Annotated in this window: 23 protein-coding genes; 14 read left to right on the top strand and 9 right to left on the bottom strand. The window is 70.4% G+C overall.

Translation table 11 applies throughout. The features are described 5' to 3' along the window. Positions 1 to 9: 9 nt before the first annotated feature. The gene (locus ACWDU1_RS05420) at positions 10 to 213 is read right to left on the bottom strand and encodes a hypothetical protein (protein ID WP_449996053.1); all 204 of its coding nucleotides are present in this window, start codon (positions 211 to 213) and stop codon (positions 10 to 12) included. Between the two features lie 297 nt (positions 214 to 510). Here ACWDU1_RS05420 and ACWDU1_RS05415 point away from each other — a divergent pair, with 297 nt between their 5' ends. Next, entirely contained in the window at positions 511 to 846 is a 336-nt protein-coding gene (locus ACWDU1_RS05415; RefSeq protein WP_449996052.1) for a hypothetical protein, read from the top strand. Positions 847 to 859: 13 nt separating this feature from the next. On the opposite strand, the gene ACWDU1_RS05410 is transcribed toward ACWDU1_RS05415, so the two are convergent. Continuing rightward, entirely contained in the window at positions 860 to 1510 is a 651-nt protein-coding gene (locus tag ACWDU1_RS05410; RefSeq protein ID WP_449996051.1) for an amino acid-binding protein, read from the bottom strand. A 320-nt stretch (positions 1511 to 1830) separates the two neighbouring features. Here ACWDU1_RS05410 and gatC point away from each other — a divergent pair, with 320 nt between their 5' ends. Both gatC and gatA read left to right on the top strand, forming a co-directional pair. Beyond that, the gene (gene gatC / locus ACWDU1_RS05405) at positions 1831 to 2130 is read left to right on the top strand and encodes an Asp-tRNA(Asn)/Glu-tRNA(Gln) amidotransferase subunit GatC (protein ID WP_449996050.1); all 300 of its coding nucleotides are present in this window, start codon (positions 1831 to 1833) and stop codon (positions 2128 to 2130) included. Then, positions 2127 to 3605 carry an Asp-tRNA(Asn)/Glu-tRNA(Gln) amidotransferase subunit GatA gene (gatA, locus tag ACWDU1_RS05400; RefSeq protein WP_449996049.1) on the top strand — a complete coding sequence of 493 codons (1479 nt, stop codon included), beginning with the start codon at positions 2127 to 2129 and terminating at the stop codon, positions 3603 to 3605. Before gatC ends, gatA begins: the two co-directional genes overlap by 4 nt. Before the next feature lie 187 nt (positions 3606 to 3792). Here the strand turns inward: gatA and ACWDU1_RS05395 are convergent, their stop codons facing one another. The 4 genes from ACWDU1_RS05395 to ACWDU1_RS05380 all read right to left on the bottom strand — a co-directional run bounded on the left by ACWDU1_RS05395 (position 3793) and on the right by ACWDU1_RS05380 (position 7559). Next, on the bottom strand, positions 3793 to 4236 hold the full coding sequence (locus ACWDU1_RS05395; protein WP_449996048.1) for an SRPBCC family protein: 444 nt from the start codon (positions 4234 to 4236) through the stop codon (positions 3793 to 3795). Between the two features lie 32 nt (positions 4237 to 4268). Continuing rightward, positions 4269 to 5219 (bottom strand): hypothetical protein, encoded by a 951-nt coding sequence (locus ACWDU1_RS05390; protein WP_449996047.1) that lies wholly within the window; start codon positions 5217 to 5219, stop codon positions 4269 to 4271. Positions 5220 to 5346: 127 nt separating this feature from the next. After that, entirely contained in the window at positions 5347 to 6738 is a 1392-nt protein-coding gene (locus ACWDU1_RS05385) for an alpha/beta-hydrolase family protein (protein ID WP_449996046.1), read from the bottom strand. After that, positions 6735 to 7559: a hypothetical protein gene (locus tag ACWDU1_RS05380; RefSeq protein WP_449996045.1), complete on the bottom strand. Its 825-nt coding sequence runs from the start codon at positions 7557 to 7559 to the stop codon at positions 6735 to 6737. The genes ACWDU1_RS05385 and ACWDU1_RS05380 overlap by 4 nt, the downstream gene beginning before the upstream one ends. Positions 7560 to 7725: 166 nt before the next feature. Between ACWDU1_RS05380 and ACWDU1_RS05375 the strand changes: the two genes are divergently transcribed. From ACWDU1_RS05375 to ACWDU1_RS05365, 3 genes are all read left to right on the top strand, one after another. Further along, complete coding sequence (locus tag ACWDU1_RS05375) at positions 7726 to 8970, top strand: histidine kinase (protein WP_449996044.1); 1245 nt, start codon at positions 7726 to 7728, stop codon at positions 8968 to 8970. A 90-nt stretch (positions 8971 to 9060) separates the two neighbouring features. After that, a complete protein-coding gene (locus ACWDU1_RS05370) occupies positions 9061 to 9723 on the top strand; it encodes a response regulator (RefSeq protein ID WP_449996043.1) in 663 nt (220 codons plus the stop codon). A 107-nt stretch (positions 9724 to 9830) separates the two neighbouring features. Beyond that, the gene (locus ACWDU1_RS05365; protein WP_449996042.1) at positions 9831 to 11864 is read left to right on the top strand and encodes a serine/threonine-protein kinase; all 2034 of its coding nucleotides are present in this window, start codon (positions 9831 to 9833) and stop codon (positions 11862 to 11864) included. A 12-nt stretch (positions 11865 to 11876) separates the two neighbouring features. On the opposite strand, the gene ACWDU1_RS05360 is transcribed toward ACWDU1_RS05365, so the two are convergent. Both ACWDU1_RS05360 and ACWDU1_RS05355 read right to left on the bottom strand, forming a co-directional pair. Then, a complete protein-coding gene (locus ACWDU1_RS05360) occupies positions 11877 to 12587 on the bottom strand; it encodes an ABC transporter ATP-binding protein (RefSeq protein ID WP_449996059.1) in 711 nt (236 codons plus the stop codon). 46 nt (positions 12588 to 12633) lie between these two features. Continuing rightward, positions 12634 to 12939: a hypothetical protein gene (locus ACWDU1_RS05355; protein WP_449996041.1), complete on the bottom strand. Its 306-nt coding sequence runs from the start codon at positions 12937 to 12939 to the stop codon at positions 12634 to 12636. A gap of 189 nt (positions 12940 to 13128) precedes the next feature. Here ACWDU1_RS05355 and ACWDU1_RS05350 point away from each other — a divergent pair, with 189 nt between their 5' ends. The 8 genes from ACWDU1_RS05350 (at position 13129) to ACWDU1_RS05315 (ending at position 23567) form a co-directional block, all read left to right on the top strand. After that, positions 13129 to 14598, top strand: coding sequence for a sensor histidine kinase (locus tag ACWDU1_RS05350; protein WP_449996040.1), 1470 nt, complete (start codon positions 13129 to 13131; stop codon positions 14596 to 14598). Positions 14599 to 14659: 61 nt separating this feature from the next. After that, positions 14660 to 15349: a response regulator gene (locus ACWDU1_RS05345; RefSeq protein ID WP_449996039.1), complete on the top strand. Its 690-nt coding sequence runs from the start codon at positions 14660 to 14662 to the stop codon at positions 15347 to 15349. A gap of 65 nt (positions 15350 to 15414) precedes the next feature. Next, on the top strand, positions 15415 to 17694 hold the full coding sequence (locus tag ACWDU1_RS05340) for a protein kinase domain-containing protein (RefSeq protein ID WP_449996038.1): 2280 nt from the start codon (positions 15415 to 15417) through the stop codon (positions 17692 to 17694). 144 nt (positions 17695 to 17838) lie between these two features. After that, positions 17839 to 18738, top strand: coding sequence for a hypothetical protein (locus tag ACWDU1_RS05335; protein ID WP_449996037.1), 900 nt, complete (start codon positions 17839 to 17841; stop codon positions 18736 to 18738). 90 nt (positions 18739 to 18828) lie between these two features. After that, positions 18829 to 19863 (top strand): ATP-dependent 6-phosphofructokinase, encoded by a 1035-nt coding sequence (locus tag ACWDU1_RS05330; RefSeq protein ID WP_449996036.1) that lies wholly within the window; start codon positions 18829 to 18831, stop codon positions 19861 to 19863. Between the two features lie 153 nt (positions 19864 to 20016). Next, positions 20017 to 21381, top strand: coding sequence for an alpha/beta hydrolase family protein (locus ACWDU1_RS05325; protein ID WP_449996035.1), 1365 nt, complete (start codon positions 20017 to 20019; stop codon positions 21379 to 21381). Between the two features lie 42 nt (positions 21382 to 21423). Next, positions 21424 to 22932 (top strand): Asp-tRNA(Asn)/Glu-tRNA(Gln) amidotransferase subunit GatB, encoded by a 1509-nt coding sequence (gene gatB, locus ACWDU1_RS05320; protein WP_449996034.1) that lies wholly within the window; start codon positions 21424 to 21426, stop codon positions 22930 to 22932. Continuing rightward, a complete protein-coding gene (locus ACWDU1_RS05315) occupies positions 22929 to 23567 on the top strand; it encodes a GyrI-like domain-containing protein (RefSeq protein ID WP_449996033.1) in 639 nt (212 codons plus the stop codon). The genes gatB and ACWDU1_RS05315 overlap by 4 nt, the downstream gene beginning before the upstream one ends. A gap of 155 nt (positions 23568 to 23722) precedes the next feature. On the opposite strand, the gene ACWDU1_RS05310 is transcribed toward ACWDU1_RS05315, so the two are convergent. Beyond that, complete coding sequence (locus ACWDU1_RS05310) at positions 23723 to 25234, bottom strand: Na+/H+ antiporter NhaC family protein (protein ID WP_449996032.1); 1512 nt, start codon at positions 25232 to 25234, stop codon at positions 23723 to 23725. Positions 25235 to 25841 lie beyond the last annotated feature (607 nt).

Genomic DNA, 25841 nt, shown 5'->3' with positions numbered 1-25841 from the left:
GGTTCCGGATCATTTACTCGGTTCGGGGAGTGTGCATCCCATTCGCGGATTGAGTCCGAGGTAGTTCAGTGGTCCGGCGACGACGGTTACGGACAGCGTCGCGAGATGTGAGCACTCCTCCGGTGGATCGTTGAAGTAACCCCGCTGCCACGCGGCGATGATGCCCGCCACGAACCAGATGAGGATGACGAGGCTCGCTACACGGCTTCCCATTGCACCTGCTCTTTTCTAGATTCCGGCATGTCGATCGGTTCCTTCCACGACCGGTAGGCAAGGTATACCCCGTCGTTTCACATTGATTCGCGCGCGGACGGGAGTCACAGAAGTGCGGGTCGGCGGGGGTTTCGGCCGATCTTTCTCCGCCGCACGGTCGTTCGGGCAGATTTTTCACCGGTTCGTCGCGGATCCGGAGGTCGGCGGGCGTTCCGTCCGAGCGGCACCGGCGGATGCGGCGGCGGGCTCCGGGGCGTCGGCGGCGGGGCCCGCGCCGCCGGGGCCTAGCATGGTGGGGTGTTCGAACTGGCGATGCTGGCGATCATGGTGGCCGCACTGGCGGGAATGCTCGTACTGGTGTTCCGCGGGCGGCGCGGCGGGCGGCTGCCCGCCGACGCCGAGCTCGGATCGCTGTATCTGACGGGAGTGAGCCCGCGACCCGAGGCGATGGGCGAACAGTTCGTCACCGTCACCGGTAACCTCACCGGCCCCACCGAGCCCGGGACCGTGGTCTACGGGCGCATGGTGTGGGACGCCGCGTACTGGCCGGCCATCGGCGATACTCTCACCGTCGCCTATCCGCCCGGTAAACCGGACCGGTGGCGGATCGTCGAACCGGGCGGCGCGGGGTAGCGGGCCGGTTCGGTCAGCCCAGGACCGTGGCGACGATTCCGGCCAGGTAACCCAGCCGCGCGATCTCGGACGGCCGGAAGTCGGGCCCGCCCGGACGGCCGAGCAGCAGGGCCTTGGTGGACGGTCCCAGCGGAGCGGCGGCCAGTTTGGTATCCATATCGCGCCAGATCTCGGGCACCCAGTCGGCGTCGCCGTCGAGGGCCAGCGGCTTCTGCAGCGGCATCCACGGCACCGACCCGGCCTGGGTCTGCGGCGCGCTCTGGCTGCCCACCACGCGATAGGCGCCGTGCTCGCCGATATCCAGGACGGTGCTCCAGCCGACGCGCAGCACCCGGGGTACTCCGTCGACCAGCACCTGCAGCCTGTCGTCGCGGGCGTTGGCCACATTGTCGATGAGCTCGAGCTCACGATGGGTGTCGAGGACCCCGGAATAGGGCCGGATGGAATCGACCCGGACATCGCCGAGTGATTCGGCCGCGGTGATGAGGGTGTCGGGAAGCGCGTTCGGCGCGATCTCGACCACGAGGTCGTCCACCGCGTACCCCGCACCGCGCTCGACCACGTCCAGCGAGAGGATATCGGCACCGACGGTGCCGAGTGCGACGGCTAGCGAGCCGAGGCTTCCCGGACGATCCGGAAGTTGCACGCGGAGCAGATAAGACACGTGCGTTTCCCTTTCCTTCAGCGACCGAGGCTATCAACGGATACCCGGTCTGCTCATGCTTACACCCATTTCGAGGGGTTATCGAGTCGAATTGTGCGTGCTACCCGGGGTTCACAGGTACTCGATCGGTGTGAAATATGCAAATTTCGAATAAATCCGGCCGGACCGGACGAACGCCCCTGGTTTCCGGCCGGTGCGGCGCCGCGCGCCGTGCCCGTGCCCGGCCTGCCCACCGGTCCGCCGTGGCCGCACCATTAGGCTGATCGGTGCTCGTGATCGATCGCCGTAACAATCGAAACTATCGCCGAAAGGGGTTCGCGGTGACCGCCATCTCCCGCGACGAGGTCGCACACCTCGCCCGGCTGTCCAGGCTCGCGCTGTCGGAGGCCGAACTGGATCAGTTCGCCGGGCAGCTGGATTCGATCCTCAGCCATGTGCAGACCATCTCCGAGGTCGCCGCCGCCGACGTTCCGGCCACCTCGTCGCCGGATCCGGTGACCAATGTGACCCGCGCCGACGAGGTCCGGCCGGGCCTCACCCCGCGCCAGGCCCTCGCGGGCGCGCCCGCCGCCGAAGATCAGCGGTTCCTGGTTCCGCAGATCCTGGGGGAGGGCGAATGAGCGACACCGATCTGACGCAACTGGCCGCGGCCGATCTCGCGGGCCGGATCCACGGCCGGGAGGTGTCCTCGGTGGAGGTCACCCGCGCGCATCTGGACCGCATCGCCGAGGTCGACGGCGAATACCACGCCTTCCTGCATGTGGCGGGTGAGCAGGCGCTGGCCGCCGCCGCCGAGGTGGACGCCGCGCTGGACGCCGGACAGGCCCCGGCCTCGCCGCTGGCCGGGGTGCCGCTGGCGCTCAAGGACGTGTTCACCACGACCGATATGCCGACCACCTGCGCGTCGAAGATTCTCGAGGGCTGGGTGGCGCCCTACGACGCGACGCTGACGCAGCGGTTGCGCGCGGCCGGTATCCCGATCCTCGGCAAAACCAATATGGACGAGTTCGCGATGGGCTCCTCCACCGAGAACTCCGCCTACGGGCCGACCCGGAATCCGTGGGATACCGAGCGCATCCCCGGCGGTTCCGGCGGGGGCTCGGCGGCGGCGCTGGCGTCCTATCAGGCGCCGCTGGCCATCGGTACCGATACCGGCGGGTCCATCCGGCAGCCCGCGGCGGTGACCGCGACCGTCGGCACCAAGCCCACCTACGGCACCGTCTCCCGGTACGGCCTGGTGGCGTGCGCCTCCTCGCTGGACCAGGGTGGCCCGTGTGGCCGGACGGTCCTGGACACCGCGCTGCTGCACGAGGTGATCGCCGGGCACGATCCGCGTGATTCCACCTCCCGTGATGTGCCGGTACCGCCCGTGGTCGAAGCCGCGCGGCGTGGCGCCGGCGGGGATCTGCGCGGGGTGAAGGTCGGCGTGGTCAAGGAGCTGCATTCCGACAGTTACCAGGGCGGTGTGCTGGCCTCCTTCGACGCGGCGGTCGGGGTGCTGAAGGATCTGGGCGCCGATGTGGTCGAGGTGTCCTGTCCGCATTTCGAATACGCCCTGGCCTCCTACTACCTCATCCTGCCCAGCGAGGTCTCGTCCAACCTGGCCCGCTTCGACGCCATGCGGTACGGGCTGCGGGTCGGTGACGACGGCAACCACAGCGCCGAGCAGGTCATGGCCGCCACCCGCGCCGCGGGCTTCGGTCCCGAGGTCAAACGGCGCATCATGATCGGTACCTACGCGCTCTCGGCCGGGTACTACGACGCCTACTACGGGCAGGCGCTGAAGGTGCGCACGCTGATCGCGCGCGATTTCGACAAGGCCTACGAGCAGGTCGACGTGCTGGTCTCGCCGACCAGCCCGTTCACGCCGTGGAAGCTCGGCGAGAAGGTCGACGATCCGCTGGCGATGTACCTGTCGGATCTGTGCACCCTGCCGACCAACCTGGCCGGGCATCCGGCGATGTCGGTGCCGTCCGGGCTGAGCGCCGACGACGGTATGCCGGTGGGCCTGCAGATCATGGCGCCCGCCCTCGCCGACGACCGGCTGTACCGGGTGGGCGCGGCCTATGAGGCGGCGCGGGGCGCCATCGCCTGAGCGGGCCGGCGCCGGGAGGTCCCGGTACGGTGATCGCGAATAGCGCGGGAAGCGGTGATCCGAGGACCGGATCACCGCTTCTTGCTGTGCGCCGCCCCGCGGGGGGTCCACCGCTTTCCGGGCAGGAGGCACACGCCGCGTCGGCGGCCGGGTACGAAGTGCCTGTGGGCGATGCGGAACCCGCTGGTCAGCGGGAGTGCAGGCGTTCGGCCTCGCGCTGGACGCCGGTGGTCATCCCCGGGAACCCGCGGCGGAAGCCACGGCCGAACAGGAGCCCGACCAGCGGCGCGAGCCAGCCGTCGAGTTCGAAATGGGATTCGTAGCGGGTGCGGCCGCCCTCGAGCGGTACCACCGTATGGGTGCGGTGGCTGCGCAGGGCGCCCAGTGGCAGCGGTTTCATGGAGTAGCCGAACTCGCGGCCCGGGGTGACGCTGCGGATCCATTCGCGCATCGGCAGCGGGCGCGGCAGCAACTGCCGGACCGACATGTCGATCGGCGCGCCCACCGTCAGTTCCGCGCGGCAGCGGCCGATGAACGGATTCCATTCGCCGTAGCGCTCGAAGTCGGTGAGCACCGACCACACCACGTCCGGGGGAGCGTCCACCTCGACCACATCGTCAACTACCAGCACAGGGTCAAAACTAGAACGTGTTACAGGGTGGGTCAACCCGCGGGTGATTCGGCCCCGCGGCCGGGCACCGCGGCCGCGGGCAGCTTCGGCAACCGCGGGAGCGGAACGGGGTCCAGATGGGGCAGCGGAACCGAGATCTCGACCGCCGTGACGGGCAGGCGCACCAGGCTGCGCAGCGGCCGGAAACCGGGCCGGGGGGTGAGCAGATCGCCGGGGCGCGCCGCCGGCCCCAGCCGCGCGGATATACCCGGCGCCGCGAGGGCGGGGCGGCGAACCCGGCGGTGCAGCCGTCGCACACCGGCGAAGAGCAGCGCCACGGCCGCCAGACCCAGTGCCGCGGCCCGCAGCAGCCACGGCTGGGTCGGATGTTCGGTCGCGGCGTGGGTGGCCGCCTGCGTGAAGGTCTCCACCACCGGGACCCCGTACTGCTGGCGGCGCGAGTTCAGCTCCACCGCCTTGGACGCGATCTCCGCGAGCGTTTCGCACCGGGTGCGGACCATCGGCTCGGAATGCGCGTCGCAGGCCTGATGCAGCCGCACACCCAGGGCCTGGTCCATCGCGTGCCGGGCCCAGGGGCCCAGCGGCGCGCCGGTGGAGTCGGCGTAGCGCAGCAGGTCGTAGCCCAGATCGTGGGCCATACACGCGGTATCGAACTCCGGAGGCAGTTCGACCGGTGAGGAGCACTGGCCGTCCGGGGCCACCAAGACCCCCTGCCGCAGGATCGGCTCGTAACCCGAGTAGGACGCGAAATCGCGCGGTATCTCGGCTCCCGCGGCCGCGCCGGCCGCGCCCGAGGTCAGATCCACCACCGCGAGCCCGGCCGGGCCGCTGATCGAGGCGTCGATACCGACGGCCTCCGAGGCGGGCGCGGGCACCACCGGAATCACCAGACCGAACAGGGCGGCGATCAGCAATGCCGGTCGCGACAGCCGCCGTATCCGGCGCCGCCCGCGGCGCGGGTGGTGGTAACTCGGTGAAGCCATGGTGGGACACCTTAAGCGCAGTGCCGCGCGTGGCGTGCACGGCAGGTCCCGGCGTGAAGGGTGGGAGAGATCGCGCGACCGGCCCGCATCCTTTCGGCAAACGGTGCCGGTCGCGGGCCGGAACCGGTCAGTGCGCCGGGTCGCAGCCGGGTATCGCCGTGCCCTGATCGGTGCCGTAGCGGTGGCCGTGTCCCGGCGGCGCGCCGAGGGCACCGAGGAGGTCGGCGGTGGTCTGCACGAAGCTCACGACGGGCAGCCAGGGCGGGGTCGGAGCATCCCGACGGGCCCCGGTGAGGTTCGGCGGGCGCCAGAGCAGGCCGGGTGACCAGTGGACCACCGGGTCGGAGGAGTTGGCCAGGACAGCGGTCCGCGCGCCGGGCGCGGGCCCGCCGCCGCCCGGTGGGCCCGCCCACAGTGCCGCGCACGCCCGGCGATTCTGTTCGGCGGCCCCGGCGAATACCGTGCTACCTCCGAAGGCGCCGAGGCTCTGCCCGTAGAGGTAGAGACGGGGCGGGTCGGGCAGCGTCGCGCTGTAGGCCTCGACGGCCGCGAACAGCGTCCGCGCGGAGACGGCGGCGGCGTCGCGTCCCAGGAGGAAGGTGGCCCAGCTCGGCAGCCGGGAGTACTGCTGCGCTACGACGGCGACATCCGTACCGAACCGGGTCCCGAAGCCCTGCAGGGCCCGGGCGTCCACCCAGCCCGATCCGGTCGGGACGGCGATCACGAGATGTGATCGGTCGAATCCGCCGGCGCGAGCGAGTTCGCGGACGGCGAGCGCGGCGCGGGCGGCCGGATCCGGGGCCGAATCCAATCCCACGTACACCTGGACCGCACCCGCGGGCCCGGAGGTGACGAAGCGCTGACCTTCCCGTCCCAGCGACGCCCAGCTCACCAGTGATCCGGCACTGCCCGAACGGGTCGACGCCGTGGGCCGCACCAGGCCGGATTCGCCCGGACCGGCCACGGCGGGCGCCCCGAGCAGGGTCGCGGGCAGGACCGCCACCACGGCCGCGATGAGAACCCGCGACCAGCCCACGCGGTGCAGCAGCCGGCGGGTCCCGGTGACCGCGGTCGCCGGGCCCGCGGTGAGCAGGAGCGCCACGGCCGCCCAGGTGGGCCAGTACCACGGTGGTACCGATACCGCGCCCATGGCGGCGCGCAGCGAGTTCTGCCATTCGTTCGCGTAGGCGAGCGCCGCGACCACCGCGATCGCGGTGAGGATCGTGACGACCGGCCGCGACGGCGCCGGCCGGAACCGGTGCCGCGGGAGCCGGCGCGTCGCGAATCGCAGCCCCCGGGCGAATACGAGCGCGACGGTGACCAGCAGGGCCGTGAGCACGGCCTGCACCAGGGCGGGTCGGGGAAGCAGACCCGGGGCGAGGGAGACCACGGTGCCCGCGCCGACCGCCAGGGTCATCCCGACCGGTGGCCATTCGCTCGGCGGCCGGATCCGGTTCGCGAGGTTCGCGGTGCGGGCGCGCCGGTGGCCGGCGGCGTGGTCGATGGTGAGCACACTCATCGGACTCCGCCTCCGGTCGCCGGAACGCGCGGCGTGGAAGCCGCGCCCGCGGGTGGCGGGGTCCCGGCCGGTGCCTTCGCCGCTACGCCCGACGGCGAGGCCGGCGATATCGGGTACCGCGCGATCACCGTCCGCTCGATGGGGCGCCGTGTGCGGCGCCGCGGCCCGGATGCCGTGGTCCGGCCCGTGAGCAGCGCGGCGACCAGTGCCGCCGCCAGCAGCCCGGCCATCCGCGGTGCCTCTTCGCCGCCGATGACCGGGAACCGCTCCACCACCGGGACCCCGTAGCTCTGCCGTAACGAATTGAGTCCCACAGCCGCCGTCGCGACCTCGGCCATCCCCGCGCACCGCATACGCGCCATCACCTCCACGCGGTGGGCGCATGCCGCGCGCATCCGGTCGGCCAGGGCGCGATCGACTTCGCGGCGGGCCCACGGCCCCAGCGGCGCCCCGGTCCGGTCGGCGTAGCGCAGCAGGTCGTATCCGAGATCGTGGGCCTTACAGGCGGTCTCGAATTCCACCGGCAGCGGCACCGGGGACGAGCACGACCCGTGCGGGGCGACCAGCAGCCCGTCGGCCACCTCCGGCCGATAGCCGGCGACGGCGGGGAAATCCGCGGGTATCGACGCCGCCGGCTCCGGTGAGGTCAGCGCACGCACGGCCGTCGCGGCGGGAGACGCGGCGACGGCCGGCGCGGCGGTGGCCGCGGGCACCGGCGCCAGTGCGACCGCCGCGGCGATCCCGGCACCGGCGAGCCCGGCGTAGCGCAGCAGCCGGGGAGGGGATACGCGGTGCCGTGCGGCGTTGTTCGAGACAGGCATGGTCGAGGACGTTATGAACGCCCGGCGGTCACCGGCGTCCCGCTCGGGAGGGGTTCACGACGCGGTCCCGCAGGCGAGAGCGGTCGCGCGCTCCCTCCGGTGTACGGGCGGCAATTCACCCCACGGTATGAGGCGCGGCGGGCCCGCGGTTCCTAGTGTCGGGGGAATGAACGAGACGAGCGTCGTGAAACCGGCCCCGGGCCGCCGCGGTATGTGGGGTGCCCTCACCCGGGTCGGATGGCGCGCCTGGCTCGACGCCGCCGCCGTGTTCACCACCGTCGTCCTGTACTCGGTGGCCTGGCCCACCCTGTTCCTGACCCACGACGTGCCCCCGGCGCTGGCACCGCTGATCTCGGCCTTCGCGGCCCTGCCGGTGCTGCTGCTGCGCCGTAACCCGCTGCTGGGCTGGGCGGTCTCCGCCGGGTCGGCGCTGCTCATCGCGCTGGCCGTCCCCAACCTCACGGGTGAGGCGATGCCGTTCCAGGTGGTCCACATCGTGGCCCTGTACTTCCTGGTGTTCGCGGTGGCCACCCAGTCGACGATCCAGCTGACCGCGGTGGTGTGGGGCGCGACCGCACTGCTGCTGGGGGCGGGGATGTCGGCGGAGGGCCTGGGCGCGGATCCGTGGGCCTGGCCGGTATCGCTGGGTGCCGTGGTGTTCATCGCCCTGCTGGTGCGGTCGCTGGTGCGGTCGCGGTCCGAGCTCAACCGGCAGACCGAACTCAGCGATCTGGAACGGGCGCGGCGCACGATCCTGGAGGAGAAGGCCCGGATCGCCCGTGATCTGCACGATGTGGTGGCGCACCATATGTCGCTGGTGGTGGTGCAGGCGCAGACCGCGCCCTACCGGGTCGAGGGGGTGAACGACGCGGCGCGCGCGGAGTTCGAATCCATCGGCGCCACCGCGCGCGAGGCGCTCAACGAGATCCGGAGTCTGCTCGGAGTGCTGCGCAGCGACGGGCAACTGGCCGAGAACGTCCCCCAGCCCACCGCGCAGGATCTGGAAGCGCTGTTCCTCGGCGCCACCCGGGCCGGGGTGGACCTCACCTGGTCGGTGGAGGGCACGCTCGCCGCGATACCGGACACGGTGGGCTCGGCGCTGTACCGGATCGTGCAGGAATCGCTGGCCAACGCGGGCCGGCACGCGCCCGGCGCCCCGGTCCGGGTGACCCTCGACTGCGTGGGCGCGGTCGGTCTCACAGTGGTGAACGGCCCGGCGCCCGGGCCGGTCACGGTGGGGCCGAGCGGGCACGGTATCCCGGGCATGCAGGCCCGGGCGGTGGCGGTCGGCGGGCAGTTGAGCGCGGAGGCCACAGCGGACGGCGGCTTCCGGGTCACCGCCCGGATCCCGCTTCCCGGCGGTGTGGATATCGCCACCGCGGTACTGCCCCGCACCGGGACAGTGGTCTGAGCGCGCTCTCCGGTGCGGGGATGCCGGTACCTGCCCCGCCCCGGGAATCGGCGGCGCGCACCGGACCGGTTCGGGAATTAAGCTGAGCCCGTGGCAATAACCGTGTTGATCGCCGACGACCAGGCCATGGTGCGGCAGGGTTTCGGGGCGTTGCTCGCGGCGCAGCCGGATATCAGCGTCGTCGGCGACGCCCCCGACGGGAAAGTGGCGGTCACCGAGACGGCACGGTTGCGGCCCGATGTGGTGCTGATGGATGTCCGGATGCCGGAGATGAACGGGCTCGACGCGGCCCGTTCCATTCTCGCCTCCGGGTTCGATCCGCCGGTGCGGGTGCTGATGCTCACCACCTTCGATATCGACGACTACGTCTACGAGGCGCTGGGTCTGGGAGCCAGCGGTTTCCTGCTCAAGGACGCACCCGCCGAGGAACTCGTGCGGGCGGTGCGGGTGGTGGCCGCGGGGGAGGCGCTGCTGGCACCGACCGTCACCCGCCGGCTGATCGCCGAGGTGACCACCCGCCGGGCGGCGCGGCGCACCCCCTCGCCGGCGCTCGGCGCGCTGACCCCGCGCGAACGCGAGATCCTGGAACTGGTGGCGCGCGGGATGTCGAACACCGAAATCGCGGAGGCCCTGTTCATCGCCGAGCAGACGGTGAAAACGCATGTGTCGAAAGTGTTCACGAAACTCGATCTGCGCGACCGCGCGCAGGCGGTGGTGCTGGCCTACGAATCGGGTCTGGTCACTCCGGGCTGACCGGAATGTCGGGATTCTCATGGACTGCCCCGATTCCTGTCGTCGGAGCGTTACCGGCGCGCCCGCCCCGGTAGGCTCACGAGTCTGTCGGTCACCCGAAGGGGGTCGTGTTGCTCAACAGCGGTGACGTGTTCGCCGGGTTCACCGTCGAGCGGCTGCTCGGAGAAGGGGGAATGGGTGCGGTCTATCTTGCCCGGCATCCGCGGCTCGGGAAACAGACCGCGCTGAAACTGCTCAAACCGGAACTCTTCGCCGACGCCGCGATCCGCACCCGGTTCGAACGGGAGGCCGATCTGGCCGCCCAGCTCGATCATCCGGGCATCGTGACGGTCTACGACCGGGGGGCCGAGGGCGAGCACCTGTGGATGTGTATGCAGTACATCGACGGCGCCGACGCCGGCACCGTCAATCCGCTCACCCTGCCGCCGGAGAAGGCGGTGCAGATCATCGACGGGGTCGCCGACGCGCTCGACTACGCCCACGGGATGGGCGTACTGCACCGCGATGTGAAACCCTCCAACATCCTGCTCGCTCGCGCCAATACCGGTCAGGGCGAACGGGTTTTCCTCACCGATTTCGGGCTGGCGCGATTACGGGCGGAAACGGTCCGGCTCACGCAGACCGGTATGTTCACCGCGACCCTGGCCTTCGCCTCGCCCGAACAGATGACCGGCGGCGAGATGGACGGCCGCTCGGATCAGTATTCACTGGCCTGTGCCCTGTATTGGCTGCTCACCGGAATGGCGCCCTTCGACTCGCCCAATCCCGCCGATATCATCCACGGCAATCTGCAACTGGCGCCGCCGCCGCTGGCGGTCAAACGCCGCGGGTTGCCGCCGGGACTGGACGCCGTGCTGGCCAAGGCCATGGCCAAACATCCCGGCCATCGGTACCGCACCTGTGTGGAATTCGCGACCGCGGCCGGACAGGCGCTCACGGCCCCCGCCGTCACCCAGGCCTATTCGCCCGACCTCACCGGCCCGGCGCCGGGTTTCCCCGCCGCACCACCCGCCGGTTATCCGGGTGCCGACAGCCGATATCCCGCCGCACCGGTTCCGCCGGGGACTCCGCCGCAACCGGGCGGTGACCGGTCCGGGCATCCGGTGCCCCACGCCGCGGAACAGACCGGCGGCACGAGCGTGGTGCCGGGAGGTCCGGGTGGCATACCCGGGCCTGCGGTTCCCGGGGCGGCGCAGCCGGTGGCGGGCTCCCCGGTCCCGGCTCCCGGCGCGGCGGCCGCGCACCCGGGTACCGCGCCCGCCGCTCCGGTGGGCGGGCCCGGTGAGGTCGAACGCACCGGCGCGCAGCCGGTGATCGCGGTGGCGCCGCCGGTCACGCCGGGCGCGAACCGCGCCCCGGGTGTGGAGCAGACCGGCGGCAGGACCGTGCCCCCGCCGGGGCAGTATCCCGGCTACCGGCCCGGACACCGACCCGCGCGTGGCAACGGCCGGGCGGCGCTGATCGCCGTGGCGGTCCTGATTCCGCTGATCATCGTGGCCCTCATCGTGGCGGCACTGCTGGTGGTGGTGAGCGGTGAGGATTCCGACGGCGCCGCGGTCGCGCCCGCGCCCGCCACGCTGGAGCGCGGCCCCACCGGCACCAGCGGTCCCGGCAGTACCGGTGAGGACCGCTCACCCGGCACCGCGCCCGGCGACCGCACCCGGCGGCTGTTCCCGGTCCTGCTTCCGCAGGGGATGGGTTTCGAAGGTATCGGCTACCAGGATTCGGTGTGCGGGCAGTACGAGCCCGATGAGCCGATACCGCTGCTCGACGATGTGGCGATCTTCCGCGAGATGCTGGAATCGCGGCCCTGGGAGGCGGTCTGGGACTGCCGTCAGCCCACGCTGACCCCGACCCGGATGGACTACACCGTCATCACCTACCCGGACGCCGAATCCGCGCGCGAGGTGGTCGATTCGCTGCCGGCCGGTGACGCGGTATCCGGCGGTAAACAGGGCGAACCGTTCACCGCGCATTTCTGGGACGAGCCCGGCGACCGCGGCCGATCCACCACGAATATGGTGGTCGAGTTCGGGACGGGGGTGGATTCGCCGCGCGGCAATTCGATCCTCTTCGTGCGCTACTGGGGTTCGGCCGCGCGTCAGGACGTCGAACAGTGGTGGTCGCGGGCGCCGCTGTGAGCGCGCCGGCGGTTACCCGCCGACCGCGCCGGCGCGGGTCCGTTCGTCCGAGCCGATGCGGCCGTCACCGAGGGTGACCACGCGGTCGCAGTGGTCGACGGCGCCCCGGTCGTGGGTCACCATCACCACCGAATTCCCCGAAGCCGCCACCGCCGCCAGCAGTTCCAGGATGGCGGCGCCGGTTTTGGAGTCGAGATTCCCGGTGGGTTCGTCGGCGAGGACGAGCGGCGGGTCCATGATCAACGCCCGCGCCACCGCGACCCGCTGCATCTGCCCGCCGGACAGCTCGGCGGGCCGGTGCTCGGCGCGGGCGCCGAGACCGACCTGTGCGAGAAGTTCCAGCGCCCGCGGTTTGGCCTTCCGTAAACCGGTGCCGTCCAGCAGTTTCGGCACCGCGACGTTCTCCCAGGCCGACAGGGTCGGCAGTAGATTGAAGAACTGGAACACGAATCCCACCCGGTGCCGCCGGAATTCCGACTGCCGTTCCTCGCTCAGATCGCCGATCTCGGTGCCCTGGAACCGGATCGAGCCCGAATCCGGGCGGTCGAGGGCACCGAGCATATGCAGCAGGGTGCTCTTGCCCGAACCGGACGGCCCGATCACCGAGGTGAACTCCCCGGCCTCCAGGCGCAGATCGATCCCGTCGAGGGCGCGGACCGGCTCCTCGCCGACGCGATACTCCTTCACGACCTGGCTCAGTTCCAGCATGGCCGGTTGCGTCATCGCCACCCCGTCTTCCACGGTTGTCCGTTCGCCCGCGGCGAGGGTCTCACCCGACCGGAACGGGTGACACCGTGCGCGCGTCGAGAACCGCGCGCAGCACAGGCTGCTCCGACGCCAGCTCGAGATAGGCCTCCCGTAGCGTCCGCCCGTGGGCCGCCCCGGCCTCCAGTTTGGCGTCGAGATGAATCTTCCACCGATACCGCAGCGCCGCAAGTACTCCCTGCGGCCCGCCGAACAACCGTTCGAGGTGCGGGATGGCGTCGAAGAGGTCCTCGCGGCCGGGGTCGGCGGCGGCCCGGTCCAGGACGGTGTGCAGGATCTCGGTGCGTAGATGCTGATCTTCCCAGGACATGGCTCGGGTCCTTTCGGTAGGGACCTTCCTCGCCCACCGGCGCGGTGCGGCGATCTCGGGTTCCACGCTACGAACCCGGGCCCGGGAAATCGTCGTACCGGGGACGTGAATCGGTCTCCTACCGTGGGCGGAGCGCGGACCCCGCCGCGGGATGATGCCGCCGCATGGCGCGGTGATTACCCTGGACATGTGCCCGAGACCCACCTCACACCCCGAGCCGGCGCGGGAGAACTGCCCGCCGCGGCGGGCGGGGATGCGTCTGCCGCGGCGGACCGGGAGACGGGCGCGCACCGCCGGAACCCGGTGCGACGCCTGCTGCGGGGGATACGGGACCGCGCGGACGGTGCCGGCGTGCGGGTGGGGCTGTATCCGCTGCGTGATCTGCCCTTCGACTACCCGCCCAAGGTGGTGCTGTTCGCCGATCTCGCCATCCTGGTCGTCGGTGTGGTGGCCTGCCTGCAGCGGCACCAGTACTTCCCGACCGTGCTACCGCTGATCGCACTGGTCCTGCTGTTCATCTCGGTGCCCGGCTATATCTTCTTCGGGATCGTGCCGCGCCCGCTCTCGCTCTGCGTGGCCACGATGGTGGCGGCCGCGTTGTTCTTCGTCCAACCGGTCGACGCGGATTTCGCGCCGTTCGTGCTGATGGTGGCGATCGCGGAGATCGCGGCCATCGCCCCGAAACGGGTGAGTGCGCCGATGGCCCTGCTGGCCGCGGCCGAGCTGGCCGCCTTCGCGGCGCTGAGCGAGGCACTGTGGAACAACGAATCGCTGCGCGTGGGGGTCCCGATGTACGCACTCGGCATCCTGCTCGGCTGGCTGGTCGGGGTGATGCTGCAGTACCAGCGGCTCTTCCTCTACCAGGAGCGGGAGAACCAGAATGTCCGGGCGGAACGGGCCGCGACCGCCGAACGCAACCGGATCGCCCGCGAAGTGCACGACGTCATCGCCCATTCGCTCACCGTGACCCTGCTGCATGTGACCGCGGCCCGGCACGCGCTCACCACCGACCGCGATGTCGACGAGGCGGCCGACGCGCTGGCCGACGCCGAACGGCTCGGCCGCCAGGCCATGGCCGATATCCGGCGCACGGTGGGACTGCTCGGTTCGGGTCCGTCGGCGGCCGGCGCGGAACCCGGCGCGGAGGATATCCCGGCCCTGGTCGACGACTTCGCCAATGCCGGGCTCACGGTCCGGCGGCGGCTCGCCGGCGAGCTGCGCGCGGTATCGCCGGCGGTGGGTTTGGCCCTGTACCGTATATGCCAGGAATCGCTGGCCAACAGCGCCAAGCACGCCCCCGGGGCGGCCGTGGATCTCCTGGTCGAGGTGGGCCGGCGATCGGTCACCGTGGAGGTGCGCAACGCGGTACCCGGTGGTGCTCCCTCGTCCGGATCGGCGCGGCTGCCCGGAAACGGAACCGGCGTGGCCGGTATGCGCCAGCGTGCGGAGGGGCTCGGCGGCCGCATCGCCGCCGGACCCGACCCGGGCGGGTGGCGGGTGCGCGCCGAGTTCCCGCTGGACACACCCGCCGAGCCTCGAGTCGGCGCCACCGAATCCCCGGCCGGGGGCTGCGTGCTGTCGAACCTGGTGAGCGGACCGCGCCCGGCCGGTGAACCGCCGCCGCCGATCTACCGCCCGGCGCCGCGACCGGCGTCGTGAGGGTCCGGCGAGTACGGCCGCGGCCGCGGCACAGCCCGGCGACAGGGGACGAGGAGATGCGATGACCAGGGCCGACGAGGGCGAGCAGGAATTGCTCGAAGTGCTGATCGTCGACGATCAGGAACTCGTCCGGGGTGGACTACGGCGGATCCTGCGCCGCCGCGACGGCTTCCACATCACCGAATGCTCGGACGGGGACGAGGCCCTCGCGGCCGTCGCGGCGCATACGCCCGATGTGGTGCTCATGGATCTGCGGATGAAACGTGTCGGCGGGATCGAGGCGACCCGGATGCTGCGCGCCCGCGGCACCGAACCGCCGGTACTCGTTCTCACCACCTTCGACGACGATCAACTGCTCTCCGGCGCGCTACGCGCGGGGGCGGCCGGGTTCCTGCTCAAGGACTCCCCGGCCGAGGATCTGATCCGGGCCGTCCGCACCGTCGCGGGTGGTGGTTCCTGGCTCGACCCGGCCGTCACGGGGCGTGTTCTCACGACCTACCGCACCACCGCCCCGGCGGTGTCCCCGCCGGTCGCCGCGGGTGAACTGACCGGCCGGGAGTACGAAGTACTGGCACTGATCGGCCGCGGTCGCGCCAACAGTGAGATAGCCCACGCGCTGGGGATTTCGGAGGTCACCGTGAAATCCCATGTGGGCCATATCTTCGGGAAGCTCGGCCTGCGGGACCGGGCCGCGGCCATCGTCTACGCGTTTGACCACGGTGTGGTTTCCCCGGGACAATCCAAGGTTTGACGGGCAGCCCGGGCGCGACAGGTGTCCGGGAACCATCGGCGCCCGCGTATGGAGAGGATGGACGGGTGCAGGCGCCTGGCTCCGAGGTCGGTAGACGGTTCGGTCCCTACGAGCTGCGCTCACTGCTGGGTACGGGCGGTATGGGCGAGGTCTACGAGGCCTACGACACCGTCAAGGACCGGGTGGTCGCCCTGAAGTTGCTGTCCGACGCACTCGCCGGCGACCCGGAATACCAGATCCGGTTCCGTCGCGAATCGCAGGCCGCGGCCCGGCTGGCCGAACCACACATCATTCCCATCCACGACTGGGGTGTGATCGAGGGCCGGCTGTTCATCGATATGCGGCTGGTCGCCGGTTCCGACCTGCGCGCGATCCTGCAGGCGGAGGGGCCGCTGAGCCCGCAGCGCGCGGTGGCGGTGGTCGAGCAGATCGCCGCCGCGCTGGACGCCGCCCACGAGAACGGCCTGGTGCACCGGGACGTGAAACCCGCGAATATCCTGGTCACGCCCGCCGATTTCGCCTATCTCGCCGATTTCGGAATCGCGCACCACGAAAGCGACACCGGCGTGACCCAGGCCGGTGTGGCGATCGGTTCCTACACCTATATGGCGCCGGAGCGTTTCGACCACGGCCCGATCACACCCCGCGCCGATATCTATTCGCTGACCTGTGTGCTGCACGAATGCCTGACCGGCGCGACCCCTTTCCCGGCCACGAGTATGGGCGTGCTGATCCGCTCGCATATGGCCGAACCGCCGCCGCGGGGGAGTATCCAGCGAACCGGTCTGCCGGCCGGGCTCGACGATGTGATCGCCTGCGGTATGGCCAAGGATCCGCACGAGCGTTTCGCCACGGCCGGTGACCTCGCGATCGCCGCCCGCGCGGCACTGAACACGCCGGCGCGGCCGCCGCAGCCCGGCGTGGGCGCCCCGCCGGGCGACCCCGTCGCGACACCCGCGGCCCCGGTACCGCCGTCGTCTCCGCCCACCGGCGGAATCCCGACCCTGGTGGTGCGCATGCCCAACCGCGACGACGACGCACCCGACCCGACCACGACGCTGCCCGCCATCATCCCCGGTGACCCCACCTCGATCCGGCCGGCCGACTCCGAGTTCACCCCGTTCACCTACGACGAGCCGGCCACCGAGGCACCGCCGGAATCGCCCGGTATCCGGCCGTTCCCCGACGCGCACCTGTACGAGGGCGAACAGTTGCACCCCGCCGCCGATCCGGGATCGCACGACGATCGGGGCCCCGTCACCGGCGGTATGCCGGTTGCCGATTTCTACCCGCCCGATCAGGCGACCCGCATCTACGGCGAGACCGGGCACCCCCCACCCGGGCCGGAGGAATCCACCCGGATGCTTCCCTCCGCCGGTGCGCCCCGGGCCACGGACCCCTACCCCGGGGACAGCCCCCACGGCTATGGGGCCACCGAGCCGTATGCCGACGAGGCCGCCACCCGGGCCTATCGACCGGCCGAGCCCTACACCGAGGAGCCCACCCGGGCCTATCAGGCGGCCCCGGCCCGGCCCGAGGACACCACCCGCGCCTACCAGGCCGCCGAACCGTACCGGGACTCCGCCGCCCGGCCCGCCTACGACGCCGTGCCCGGCGACCCCGGGCCCACCGGAATATCCGGTTATCGCGACGACGCGGGCTACGGCGCGCACCCGGCGGATCCCGGCCCCGGTGGGTTGTTCGGTTATCACCGCGACGATCCCGCCTCGGCCGCCCCGCCGCAGGACCCCTACGCCGCGGCCTACGAGGCCGGGTACCGGGACAGCTACGCGGCGAACGCCGCCGGGCGCGCGGAGGCCGATCGCCCGCCCCGCCGTTCGCCGGTCGTGCCGATCCTCACCGGCATCATCGTGTTCGCGCTGGTGGTGATCGTGGCAGTGCTCGGTATCCGCTTCCTCGGCTCCGGCGGCCAGGAGTCCCCGAGCGCCGCGGACGACACCGGTCCGGCCGCCGCGACGACCACCGCGCCTCGTACCACCACCGCGGGCGGCACCACGACCGGCGCCCGCACCACCACTTCGGCCCCGGCTACCAGGACCACCGCTCCCGCGGATCTGCCCGCCGGAGCGCAACCCTGCCCGGGATCCTCCGGCGGCTCCCGCTACGGTTCGGCCGCCACCGGCACCGCGGTGACCAGCTGCGAATTCGCCGAAGCGGTCCGGGATGCCTACCTCGATCCGTCGGTGGTCTCGGCCGAGGGCGAATCGGTTCCGGTGGAGGCGACCAGTCCCGTCACCGGCCAGTCCTACACGCTGGAATGCGTGGCCTCGGACGGGCTGGTCACCTGCCGCGGCGGCAACAACGCGATCATCTACCTCTACTGACGAGGCCCGGGAACGGATCCGGTCGCGGCGGCCATCTTTCGCGACCCGTTCCGGGCGAGGCTAGGGTCGCCGATGGAGTACGGTTTTCCGACCGGGTACGAATCATCGGGACTGTGGGAGAGCGCAACAGCCATGCGGAGCGACGTGTCGACCGAGAAGAAACGGGAATTCTCACGGGTTCGGCGCCTACTCGCCCTCGTCTGCTGGGTCACCGTGACCGCGCTGCTGGCCGGGTGCGGCTCCGATTCCGAACCCCGGCGCCCGATCGACACCCCGGTGACCCAGGCGGCGGCGGCCGATACGCCCGAGGTCCTCGTCACCATCCCCGGTACCCTGGCCGCCGATTTCGTCGAACTGGAGAAGTCCGCGAAAGGCGAGCTGGGTCTGGCGATCATGCCGGTCGGCGGTGAGAACCTGGTCGGGCTGGGGGAGTGGAAGACCGGACCGGCCTGGTCGACGATGAAGGTCCCGCTGGTGGTGGCCTCGGAACGTAAGAGTCCGGGTGGGCAGAGCTACGCGACCTCCGCGGCCATCACCGCCTCGGACAACTCCTCGGCCGACTCCCTGTGGTCGGCCCTCGGCACGCCGCGTGAGGCCGCGCAGGCGGTGCAGGAGGTGTTGCGCGAGGCCGGTGACGACAAAACGGTCGTCCTGGACAAACGCAGCCGTTCCGAGTATTCGTCGTTCGGCCAATCCGAATGGTCGCTGGCCGATCAGGTGCGTTTCGGTTCCCGGCTGCCGTGCCTGCCCGGTTCGGAGCGGGCCGTGGAGCTCATGGGGTCGGTGACGGCCAACCAGCAGTGGGGGCTCGGGTCGGTATTCGGTACCGCCGAATTCAAGGGCGGCTGGGGGCCGGCCGCCGACGGTTCCTATCTGGTGCGCCAGTTCGGCCTGGTGCAGGCCGGTGGTGGTTCGCTGGCGGTCGCCCTTGCCGCGCAACCGGATTCGGGCACCTTCGCCGACGGTATGAACCTGCTCGACGAGATGGCGGAGCTGATCCAGCAGCATCTCGGTGAGCTGACCGGCGGTTCCTGCCCGGTCTGACAACGGTCCGGCCAGGGGGTTTCCCGGCGTTACCGGACATTCACGGGCCCGAAGCCCCGCGAAGCGCGCGCAACGGGCAAGATGGGCGCCATGCGCATCGGAATCCTGACCGGAGGTGGGGACTGCCCGGGACTGAACGCGGTGATCCGCGCCGTCGTTCGCACCGCGAACGGCCGGTACGGCGACGCGATCGTGGGCTTCGAGGACGGCTGGCGCGGGTTACTGGAGGACCGCAAGATCAGGATCCACAACGACGACCGCACCGACCGACTGCTCGCCAAGGGCGGCACGATGCTGGGCACGGCCCGCACCAACCCCGAGGTACTGCGCGCCGGGCTCGGACGTATCCGGCAGACCCTCGACGACAACGGCATCGAGGCGCTCATCCCGATCGGCGGCGAAGGGACACTCACCGCCGCCAGCTGGCTGTCCGAGGAGGGCGTGCCGGTGGTCGGGGTGCCCAAGACCATCGACAACGATATCGACTGCACCGATGTGACCTTCGGCCACGACACCGCCCTGTCCATCGCGACCGAGGCCATCGACCGCCTGCACACCACCGCCGAGTCGCATCAGCGGGTGATGCTCATCGAGGTCATGGGCCGGCACGCCGGCTGGATCGCGGTGCACGCCGGAATGGCCGCGGGCGCGCATCTCACGCTGGTCCCGGAACAGCCGTTCGACGTCACCGAGGTCTGCGCGCTCATCAAACGCCGCTTCCAGCGCGGCGACAAACATTTCATCTGCGTGGTCGCCGAAGGCGCCCATCCCGCCCCCGATTCCGGGTTCGCGCTGCGTGAGGGCGGTGTCGACGAATTCGGCCACGAACGGTTCACCGGTGTCGCCCAGCAACTGGGTTCGGAGATCGAACGCCGGATCGGCAAAGAGGTCCGCACCACCGTGCTGGGCCATGTTCAGCGCGGCGGCAGCCCGTCCCCGTACGACCGGGTGCTGGCGACCCGCTTCGGCCTGCACGCCGCCGAGGCCGTGCACGCCGGGCATTTCGGGCAGATGGTGGCGCTGCGCGGCACCGAGATCGGGCTGGTGCCTCTGCACGAGGCGACCAAACAGCTGAAGCGGGTTCCGGTGGATCGCTACGAGGAGGCCGAGGCGTTCTTCGGCTGAGTCGCGAGCCACGCGCCGGCCCGCCCGGCCGGCGGAATCCGGTACGGATACCGATTCGCCCGCTGCGCCGCGGCGCTGCGCCGCGGTCACGGCACGGTCCGCCGCTACAGTCCCCCCATGCGCCAACGCAGGGGAGCGTTACCGGTTGCGGTCGTGGCTGTTCTCGTTGCACTGCTCGTCGGCGTCGCCGCGGTGACCGCGTGTGCCGCGGGCGACGCGGACGAGCGGGTTCGCGGGCAGTGGCACGGCGCCGTGGCGGTGCCCGGCGCGCCGGTCGTGGTCGCGGTCGATTTCACCGGACCCCGTAGCGGCGTCATCGATATTCCCGCGCAACGCACCGGTCGCCATCCGCTGCGCGATGTGGTGGCGAAGCCGGGGGAGGTGCGCTTCGATGTTCCCGATGTGCCGGGCGACGCCCGGTTCGACGGCCGGCTGGACGAATCCGCGGGCGCGATCGTCGGTGATTTCAGCCAGGCCGGGCGGACATTCGGGTTGCGGCTCGCTCGGGAACCGGTTCCGCCGCCGGCGCGCCCCCAGCAATCGGTTCCGCCGTACCCCTATGTCTCCGAGGATGTCTCGTACCCCAGCGGCCCGATCACGGTGGGAGGCACGCTCACCCATCCGGCTGGTGACGGGCCGTTCCCCGCGGTCGTCCTGATATCCGGCAGCGGCCCGCAGAACCGTGACGAGGAGATCGCCGGCCACCGGCCGTTCCTGCTGCTCGCCGACACCCTCACCCGCGCCGGGTACGCGGTGCTGCGTACCGACGACCGCGGTGTCGGTGCGACGGGCGGGAATCTGAACCAATCCGGCTACCACGACCTGACCGGCGATGTCGTGGCCGGTATGGACTATCTGCGCGGGCGCCCCGATATCGACCCGGCCCGTATCGGCCTGCTCGGGCACAGCGAGGGCGGATACCTCGCGCCGCTGGTCGCGGGCCGTCCCGAGGCCGGGGTCGCGTTCGTGATCCTGATGGCCGCGCCGTCCGTTCCCGGCACCGATATCGTGCTCGAACAGGGGCGTCGCGCGTTCACCGAGGCGGGCGCCACCCCGGACCAGGTGGACGCGCACCGAACGTTCCTGCTCGCCTGGACCGCCGCGCTGCGCGCCGGTGCGCTCACCCGTGCGGCCCGGCTGTCGGAAACCTACAACCGGACCCTGCCGTCGGATCTGCGAGCCGTCGCCGAACCGCTGAACAGCGAGAACACCCCGTATATGGCCGCGCTGGTCGCCCACGATCCGACCCCGGCGCTCGGCGCGCTGCGGGTACCGGTACTGGCCTTCTTCGGCTCCCGCGACGTCCAGGTGACCCCCGCGCAGAACGAGGCGCCGATGCGGCGGTCGCTGGCCGCGAATCCCGATTCCACCGTGACGGTCTTCGAAGGTCTCAACCATCTGATGCAGCCCGCTTACACCGGCCTGCCCACCGAATTCGAATCCATCGAGACCACCGTCGACCCGCTGGTCCTCGATACCGTCACCGGCTGGCTCGGCGAGCGGGTTCCGGCGGGCTGACCGCCCACAACCGGCGGCACCCGCGCGCATAGACTGTGGGCCATGAGCGCACCCACCGTCGAACTCATGGATTACGCCGATGTCGTGACCCGGTACGAGCCGGTGCTGGGCATGGAGGTCCATGTCGAGCTGAACACCGCGACCAAGATGTTCTGCGGTTGCCCCACCACCTTCGGTGCCGAGCCCAATACCCAGGTCTGCCCGGTCTGCCTGGGCCTGCCCGGATCGCTGCCGGTGGTGAATCGGCAGGCGGTGGAGTCGGCCGTGCGGATCGGGCTGGCGCTCAACTGTTCCATCACCCCGTGGGGCCGGTTCGCGCGCAAGAACTACTTCTACCCGGACCAGCCGAAGAACTATCAGATCAGCCAGTACGACGAGCCGATCGCGACCGAGGGCTACCTCGACGTACCCCTCGACGACGGCACCACCTTCCGCGTGCAGATCGAACGCGCGCATATGGAGGAGGACACCGGTAAATCCGTGCACGTCGGCGGTGCCACCGGCCGTATCCACGGCGCCAGCCACTCCCTGCTCGATTACAACCGCGCCGGGGTACCGCTCATCGAGATCGTCACCAAACCCATCACCGGTGCCGGCGACCGGGCGCCCGAGGTGGCCCGCGCCTACGTGACGGCCCTGCGCGATCTGCTGAAATCCCTCGACGTCTCCGATGTCCGGATGGAGCACGGTTCGCTGCGCTGCGACGCCAACGTCTCGCTCATGCCGGTCGGTGCCGAGGTGTTCGGTACCCGCACCGAGACCAAGAACGTCAACTCGCTCAAGAGCGTCGAGGTCGCGGTCCGGTACGAAATGCGGCGGCAGGCCGCGATTCTCGCGACCGGCGGCGAGATCATCCAGGAGACCCGGCATTTCCACGAAGCCGACGGTTCCACCTCCCCGGGCCGCCGCAAGGAGACCGCCGAGGACTATCGGTATTTCCCGGAACCCGATCTGGAGCCGGTCGCACCGGAATCCGGCTGGGTGGAAAGCCTGCGCGGCACCATTCCGGAGTACCCGTGGCTGCGCCGCGCGCGTATCCAGTCGGATTGGGATGTCTCCGACGAGGTCATGCGTGATCTGGTGAACGCCGGTGCCCTCGATCTCATCATCGCCACCGTCGACGCCGGGGCGCCCGCCAAGGAGGCGCGTTCCTGGTGGGTCGCCTATCTGACCGAGAAGGCCAACGAACGCGGCGTCACCCTCGAGGAGTTGCCGATCACGCCGGGCCAGGTCGCCGAGGTGATCGGCCTGGTCGAGGCGAAGACGGTGAACAACAAGGTCGCCAAGCAGGTCGTGGACCTGGTGCTCGACGGTGAGGGCGATCCGGCCGCCGTCGTCGAGAGCAAGGGCCTGGGGATGGTCAGCGACGACAGCGCGCTGCAATCCGAGGTCGACAAGGCCTTGGCCGCCAACCCCGATATCGCCGACAAGATCCGCTCGGGCAAGGTCCAGGCCGCCGGCAAGATCGTCGGCGATGTCATGAAGGCCACCCGCGGCCAGGCCGACGCGGCCCGGGTCCGCGAACTCGTCCTCGCCGCCTGCGGGGCGTGACCGGGAACCCCGCGCCCGGAAAGACCGACTTCAAGAAGGAGATCCCGGCCTACCGGGCGCCGCGGGGCCGTTTCGAGGTGGTCGAGGTACCCGATCTGCGGTACCTCATGATCGACGGCCACGGTGACCCCAACACCGATCCGGCATTCGGTCACGCCACCGAGGCCCTCTACCCGCTGGCCTACCGGCTCAAATTCGCGAGCAAGCGCGAACTGGGCCGCGACTACGTGGTGATGCCGCTGGAGGGCCTGTGGTGGGCCGAGGATATGGACGCCTTCACCGCCGCGCGCGACAAGTCCCGGTGGGATTGGACGCTGATGATCATGGTCCCGGACTGGGTCGGCGCCGAGATGTTCGATACGGCGGTGGCCGGAGTCGCGGCGAAAGGCGCCCCGGCCCGCCTGTCCGATATCCGCCTGGAAACCCTCTCCGAGGGCCGCTGCGTACAGACCCTCCATATCGGCTCCTACGACGACGAAACCGCGGTACTGCACCGGATGCATCGCGAGTTCATCCCCGGCAACGGATTGCGGATGACCGGCCGCCACCACGAGATCTATCTCAGCGACGCCCGCAAGGTGGCCCCCGGCAAACTCCGCACCATCCTCCGCCAGCCGGTAGCGGCAGCGGACTGACGAGAGTCGTCGAGCCGCCGCGAACCCTCCCGATCACGGGTTCGGCCCGCGCCTGCTGCCGGCCCTCGAAGCGCAGGTGGCGAAGCCACGAGTCTCGAGGGCCGACAGCAGACGCTCAGGATGGACGAACCTCGAGCGGCGGAGCCGCTCCAGATCTACAGCACGGCGAACGCGATTCCGGTGGATGTGATGGCGGCCAGGCCGGCCGCGCCCAAAGCCATGGGCAACTGGGTTTTCACGTGGTCCATGACATCGCCACCGCAGGCGAGGGCGGACATGATGGTCGTATCGGAGATCGGCGAGCACTGGTCACCGAAGACCGCGCCGCCGACGACGGCGCCGAAGCACAGGTGCATGAACGTCGGGCTGGGGTCGATGGCGTAGGCGAGCGGCATCGCGATCGGGAAGACGACCGCGAAAGTGCCCCACGACGATCCGATGGAGAACGCCACCGCCATGCAGATGGCCATGAGGATGGCCGGCAGGAGCGGGTCCACCACCAGATCCTGTGTGGTTTCGACGATGTAGTTCGCGGTGCCGAGTTCCTTCGAGACGAATCCCAGCGTCACGGCCAGGGCGAGCACCAGCGCACCCACGGTCACGCCCTTGCAGCCGTCGACGAAACCGTCGATGGCCTCGTTGAGCGAAAGTCCCTTGATCAGTGCCAGTACGATCGCGACCACCACTGCCAGGCCGAACCCCTGCGCGATCAGCACATCGCCGGTGAGCACGTAGGAGCCGATCACCACGGCGAGCAGGACACCCATGGGGAGGGCGAAATCGATCACGCCGGGCTTGTAGTCCGCGGGCAGCTTCAGGGTGACCAGCTCGTCGGAGGTGATCGGCTTCGCGGTGGGGGCGTTCAGCTGTCCGGTGGTGCGTGCCCGGTGCATCGCCTTGCGCATGGCCCCGCCGACCCAGGGCAGCTTGCCCCAGGCGAACAGCAGTGTCGCCAGCAGCGCGAAGATCGCGTAGAAGTTGAACGGGATCGAGCTGATGAAGAACGCGACACCGTCGTCCTCGGTGAGGAACAGCGGCGTGGTGCCCACGACGAGCCCGGCGACGTAGAGCGGCCAGGCGTTGAACGGCAGGACCGTCGCGACGGGGGACGCGGTGGAGTCGACGATGTAGGTCAGCTCTTCCTTCGACACCTTGTGCTTATCGGTGAGTGGACGCACGGTGGTGCCGGCGAGGATCGTCGAGATCGTGCCGCCCTGGTGGAACAGCACGCCCACCAGCCATCCGAAGATCCGGGCGCTGACCGGTCCGCGCACCAGCGTGCGGCCCGCGAGTTCCGCGAACGCCTGGGCGCCGCCGGTGCGGGTCCACAGACCGATCAGACCGCCCAGCGCCCACAGGTAGACCAGCAGGATCGTCGCGAAGGAGACGGTGCCCAGCGCCGGGAGCATGAAACCGTCGACGACGTTGTACTCGGCGCTGACCACGCCGCCGGTGATGACGCCGAGGAAGAGCGCGGCCACCACATTCTTGGTGGCGAAGACCACCACCAGGGTGACCAGCGCGGGCAGCAGGCTGAAGAAGCCCATATGGCCACCCTCGCCGGGAAGCTCGCCCGGAGAGAGGAACCCGAGCGCGATCAGGCCGACGGCCAGTGCGACCACCCCGAGGATGGTGCCGGTATTGCCCAGGCGGGAGGTGTCGAACAACCTCTTCCGGCCGGTGGGGGCGGCCGTGCTGTCGGCTTCGGTAGTCGGTGGGCCGGAATCTCTACTCGGACTCTCGGTTTCAGGAGGGGTGCTGATCGTGGACATGTGGCGACCTTCCGATGGAACCGGACAACAGCGACGCTGGTTATCAACACTTGAATAATGCGCCGTTAGATAGCGGTACGGTAAAAAGATAGGTAAAGCCGCGTCAAAGTCCAGTCTCCTCATGCACGGGAATGCCTGTTGGGCAGTGCATTAGAGCTCATGTCGATGTAAGGAGGCTCGACAACCCTGGAAGGATTCGGCACGTCGCGCATACCTAACCGTTGGATGACGGCTCGATAAGTCTGCTAAGTCAAGGGATCGAACTAGCATGCCGCCGACTCGAATCCATGCGCCATGACCCACCGCTCCTGCAACTGGCGCGAGCGAACGCACTACCGGCAACCCGCTGCGGCCGCCTCTCGGTAGCGCGCGCACCGGATTCGTGAACGGTCGACCAACCTGCCACCCCCGGTCCACCCCGCACACATCCACAGAACGGGCCACCCCTCGGCGCCGAGTCCAGCGAGGCCCTTAAAGGGTTCGGCCCGCGTCTGCTGTCAGC

The organism is Nocardia sp. NPDC003345, from assembly GCF_053589395.1.
This window is presented reverse-complemented; position numbering and strand designations above follow the sequence as displayed.

Excerpts from the sequence above, each read along its gene's own strand:
- ACWDU1_RS05390 (WP_449996047.1), bottom strand. The coding sequence starts at position 5,219 with ATGGCTTCACCGAGTTACCACCACCCGCGCCGCGGGCGGCGCCGGATA.
- ACWDU1_RS05380 (WP_449996045.1), bottom strand. The coding sequence starts at position 7,559 with ATGCCTGTCTCGAACAACGCCGCACGGCACCGCGTATCCCCTCCCCGG.
- gatB (WP_449996034.1), top strand. The coding sequence starts at position 21,424 with ATGAGCGCACCCACCGTCGAACTCATGGATTACGCCGATGTCGTGACC.
- ACWDU1_RS05360 (WP_449996059.1), bottom strand. The coding sequence starts at position 12,587 with ATGACGCAACCGGCCATGCTGGAACTGAGCCAGGTCGTGAAGGAGTAT.
- ACWDU1_RS05355 (WP_449996041.1), bottom strand. The coding sequence starts at position 12,939 with ATGTCCTGGGAAGATCAGCATCTACGCACCGAGATCCTGCACACCGTC.
- gatA (WP_449996049.1), top strand. The coding sequence starts at position 2,127 with ATGAGCGACACCGATCTGACGCAACTGGCCGCGGCCGATCTCGCGGGC.
- ACWDU1_RS05420 (WP_449996053.1), bottom strand. The coding sequence starts at position 213 with ATGGGAAGCCGTGTAGCGAGCCTCGTCATCCTCATCTGGTTCGTGGCG.
- ACWDU1_RS05330 (WP_449996036.1), top strand. The coding sequence starts at position 18,829 with ATGCGCATCGGAATCCTGACCGGAGGTGGGGACTGCCCGGGACTGAAC.
- ACWDU1_RS05375 (WP_449996044.1), top strand. The coding sequence starts at position 7,726 with ATGAACGAGACGAGCGTCGTGAAACCGGCCCCGGGCCGCCGCGGTATG.
- ACWDU1_RS05385 (WP_449996046.1), bottom strand. The coding sequence starts at position 6,738 with ATGAGTGTGCTCACCATCGACCACGCCGCCGGCCACCGGCGCGCCCGC.
- ACWDU1_RS05345 (WP_449996039.1), top strand. The coding sequence starts at position 14,660 with ATGACCAGGGCCGACGAGGGCGAGCAGGAATTGCTCGAAGTGCTGATC.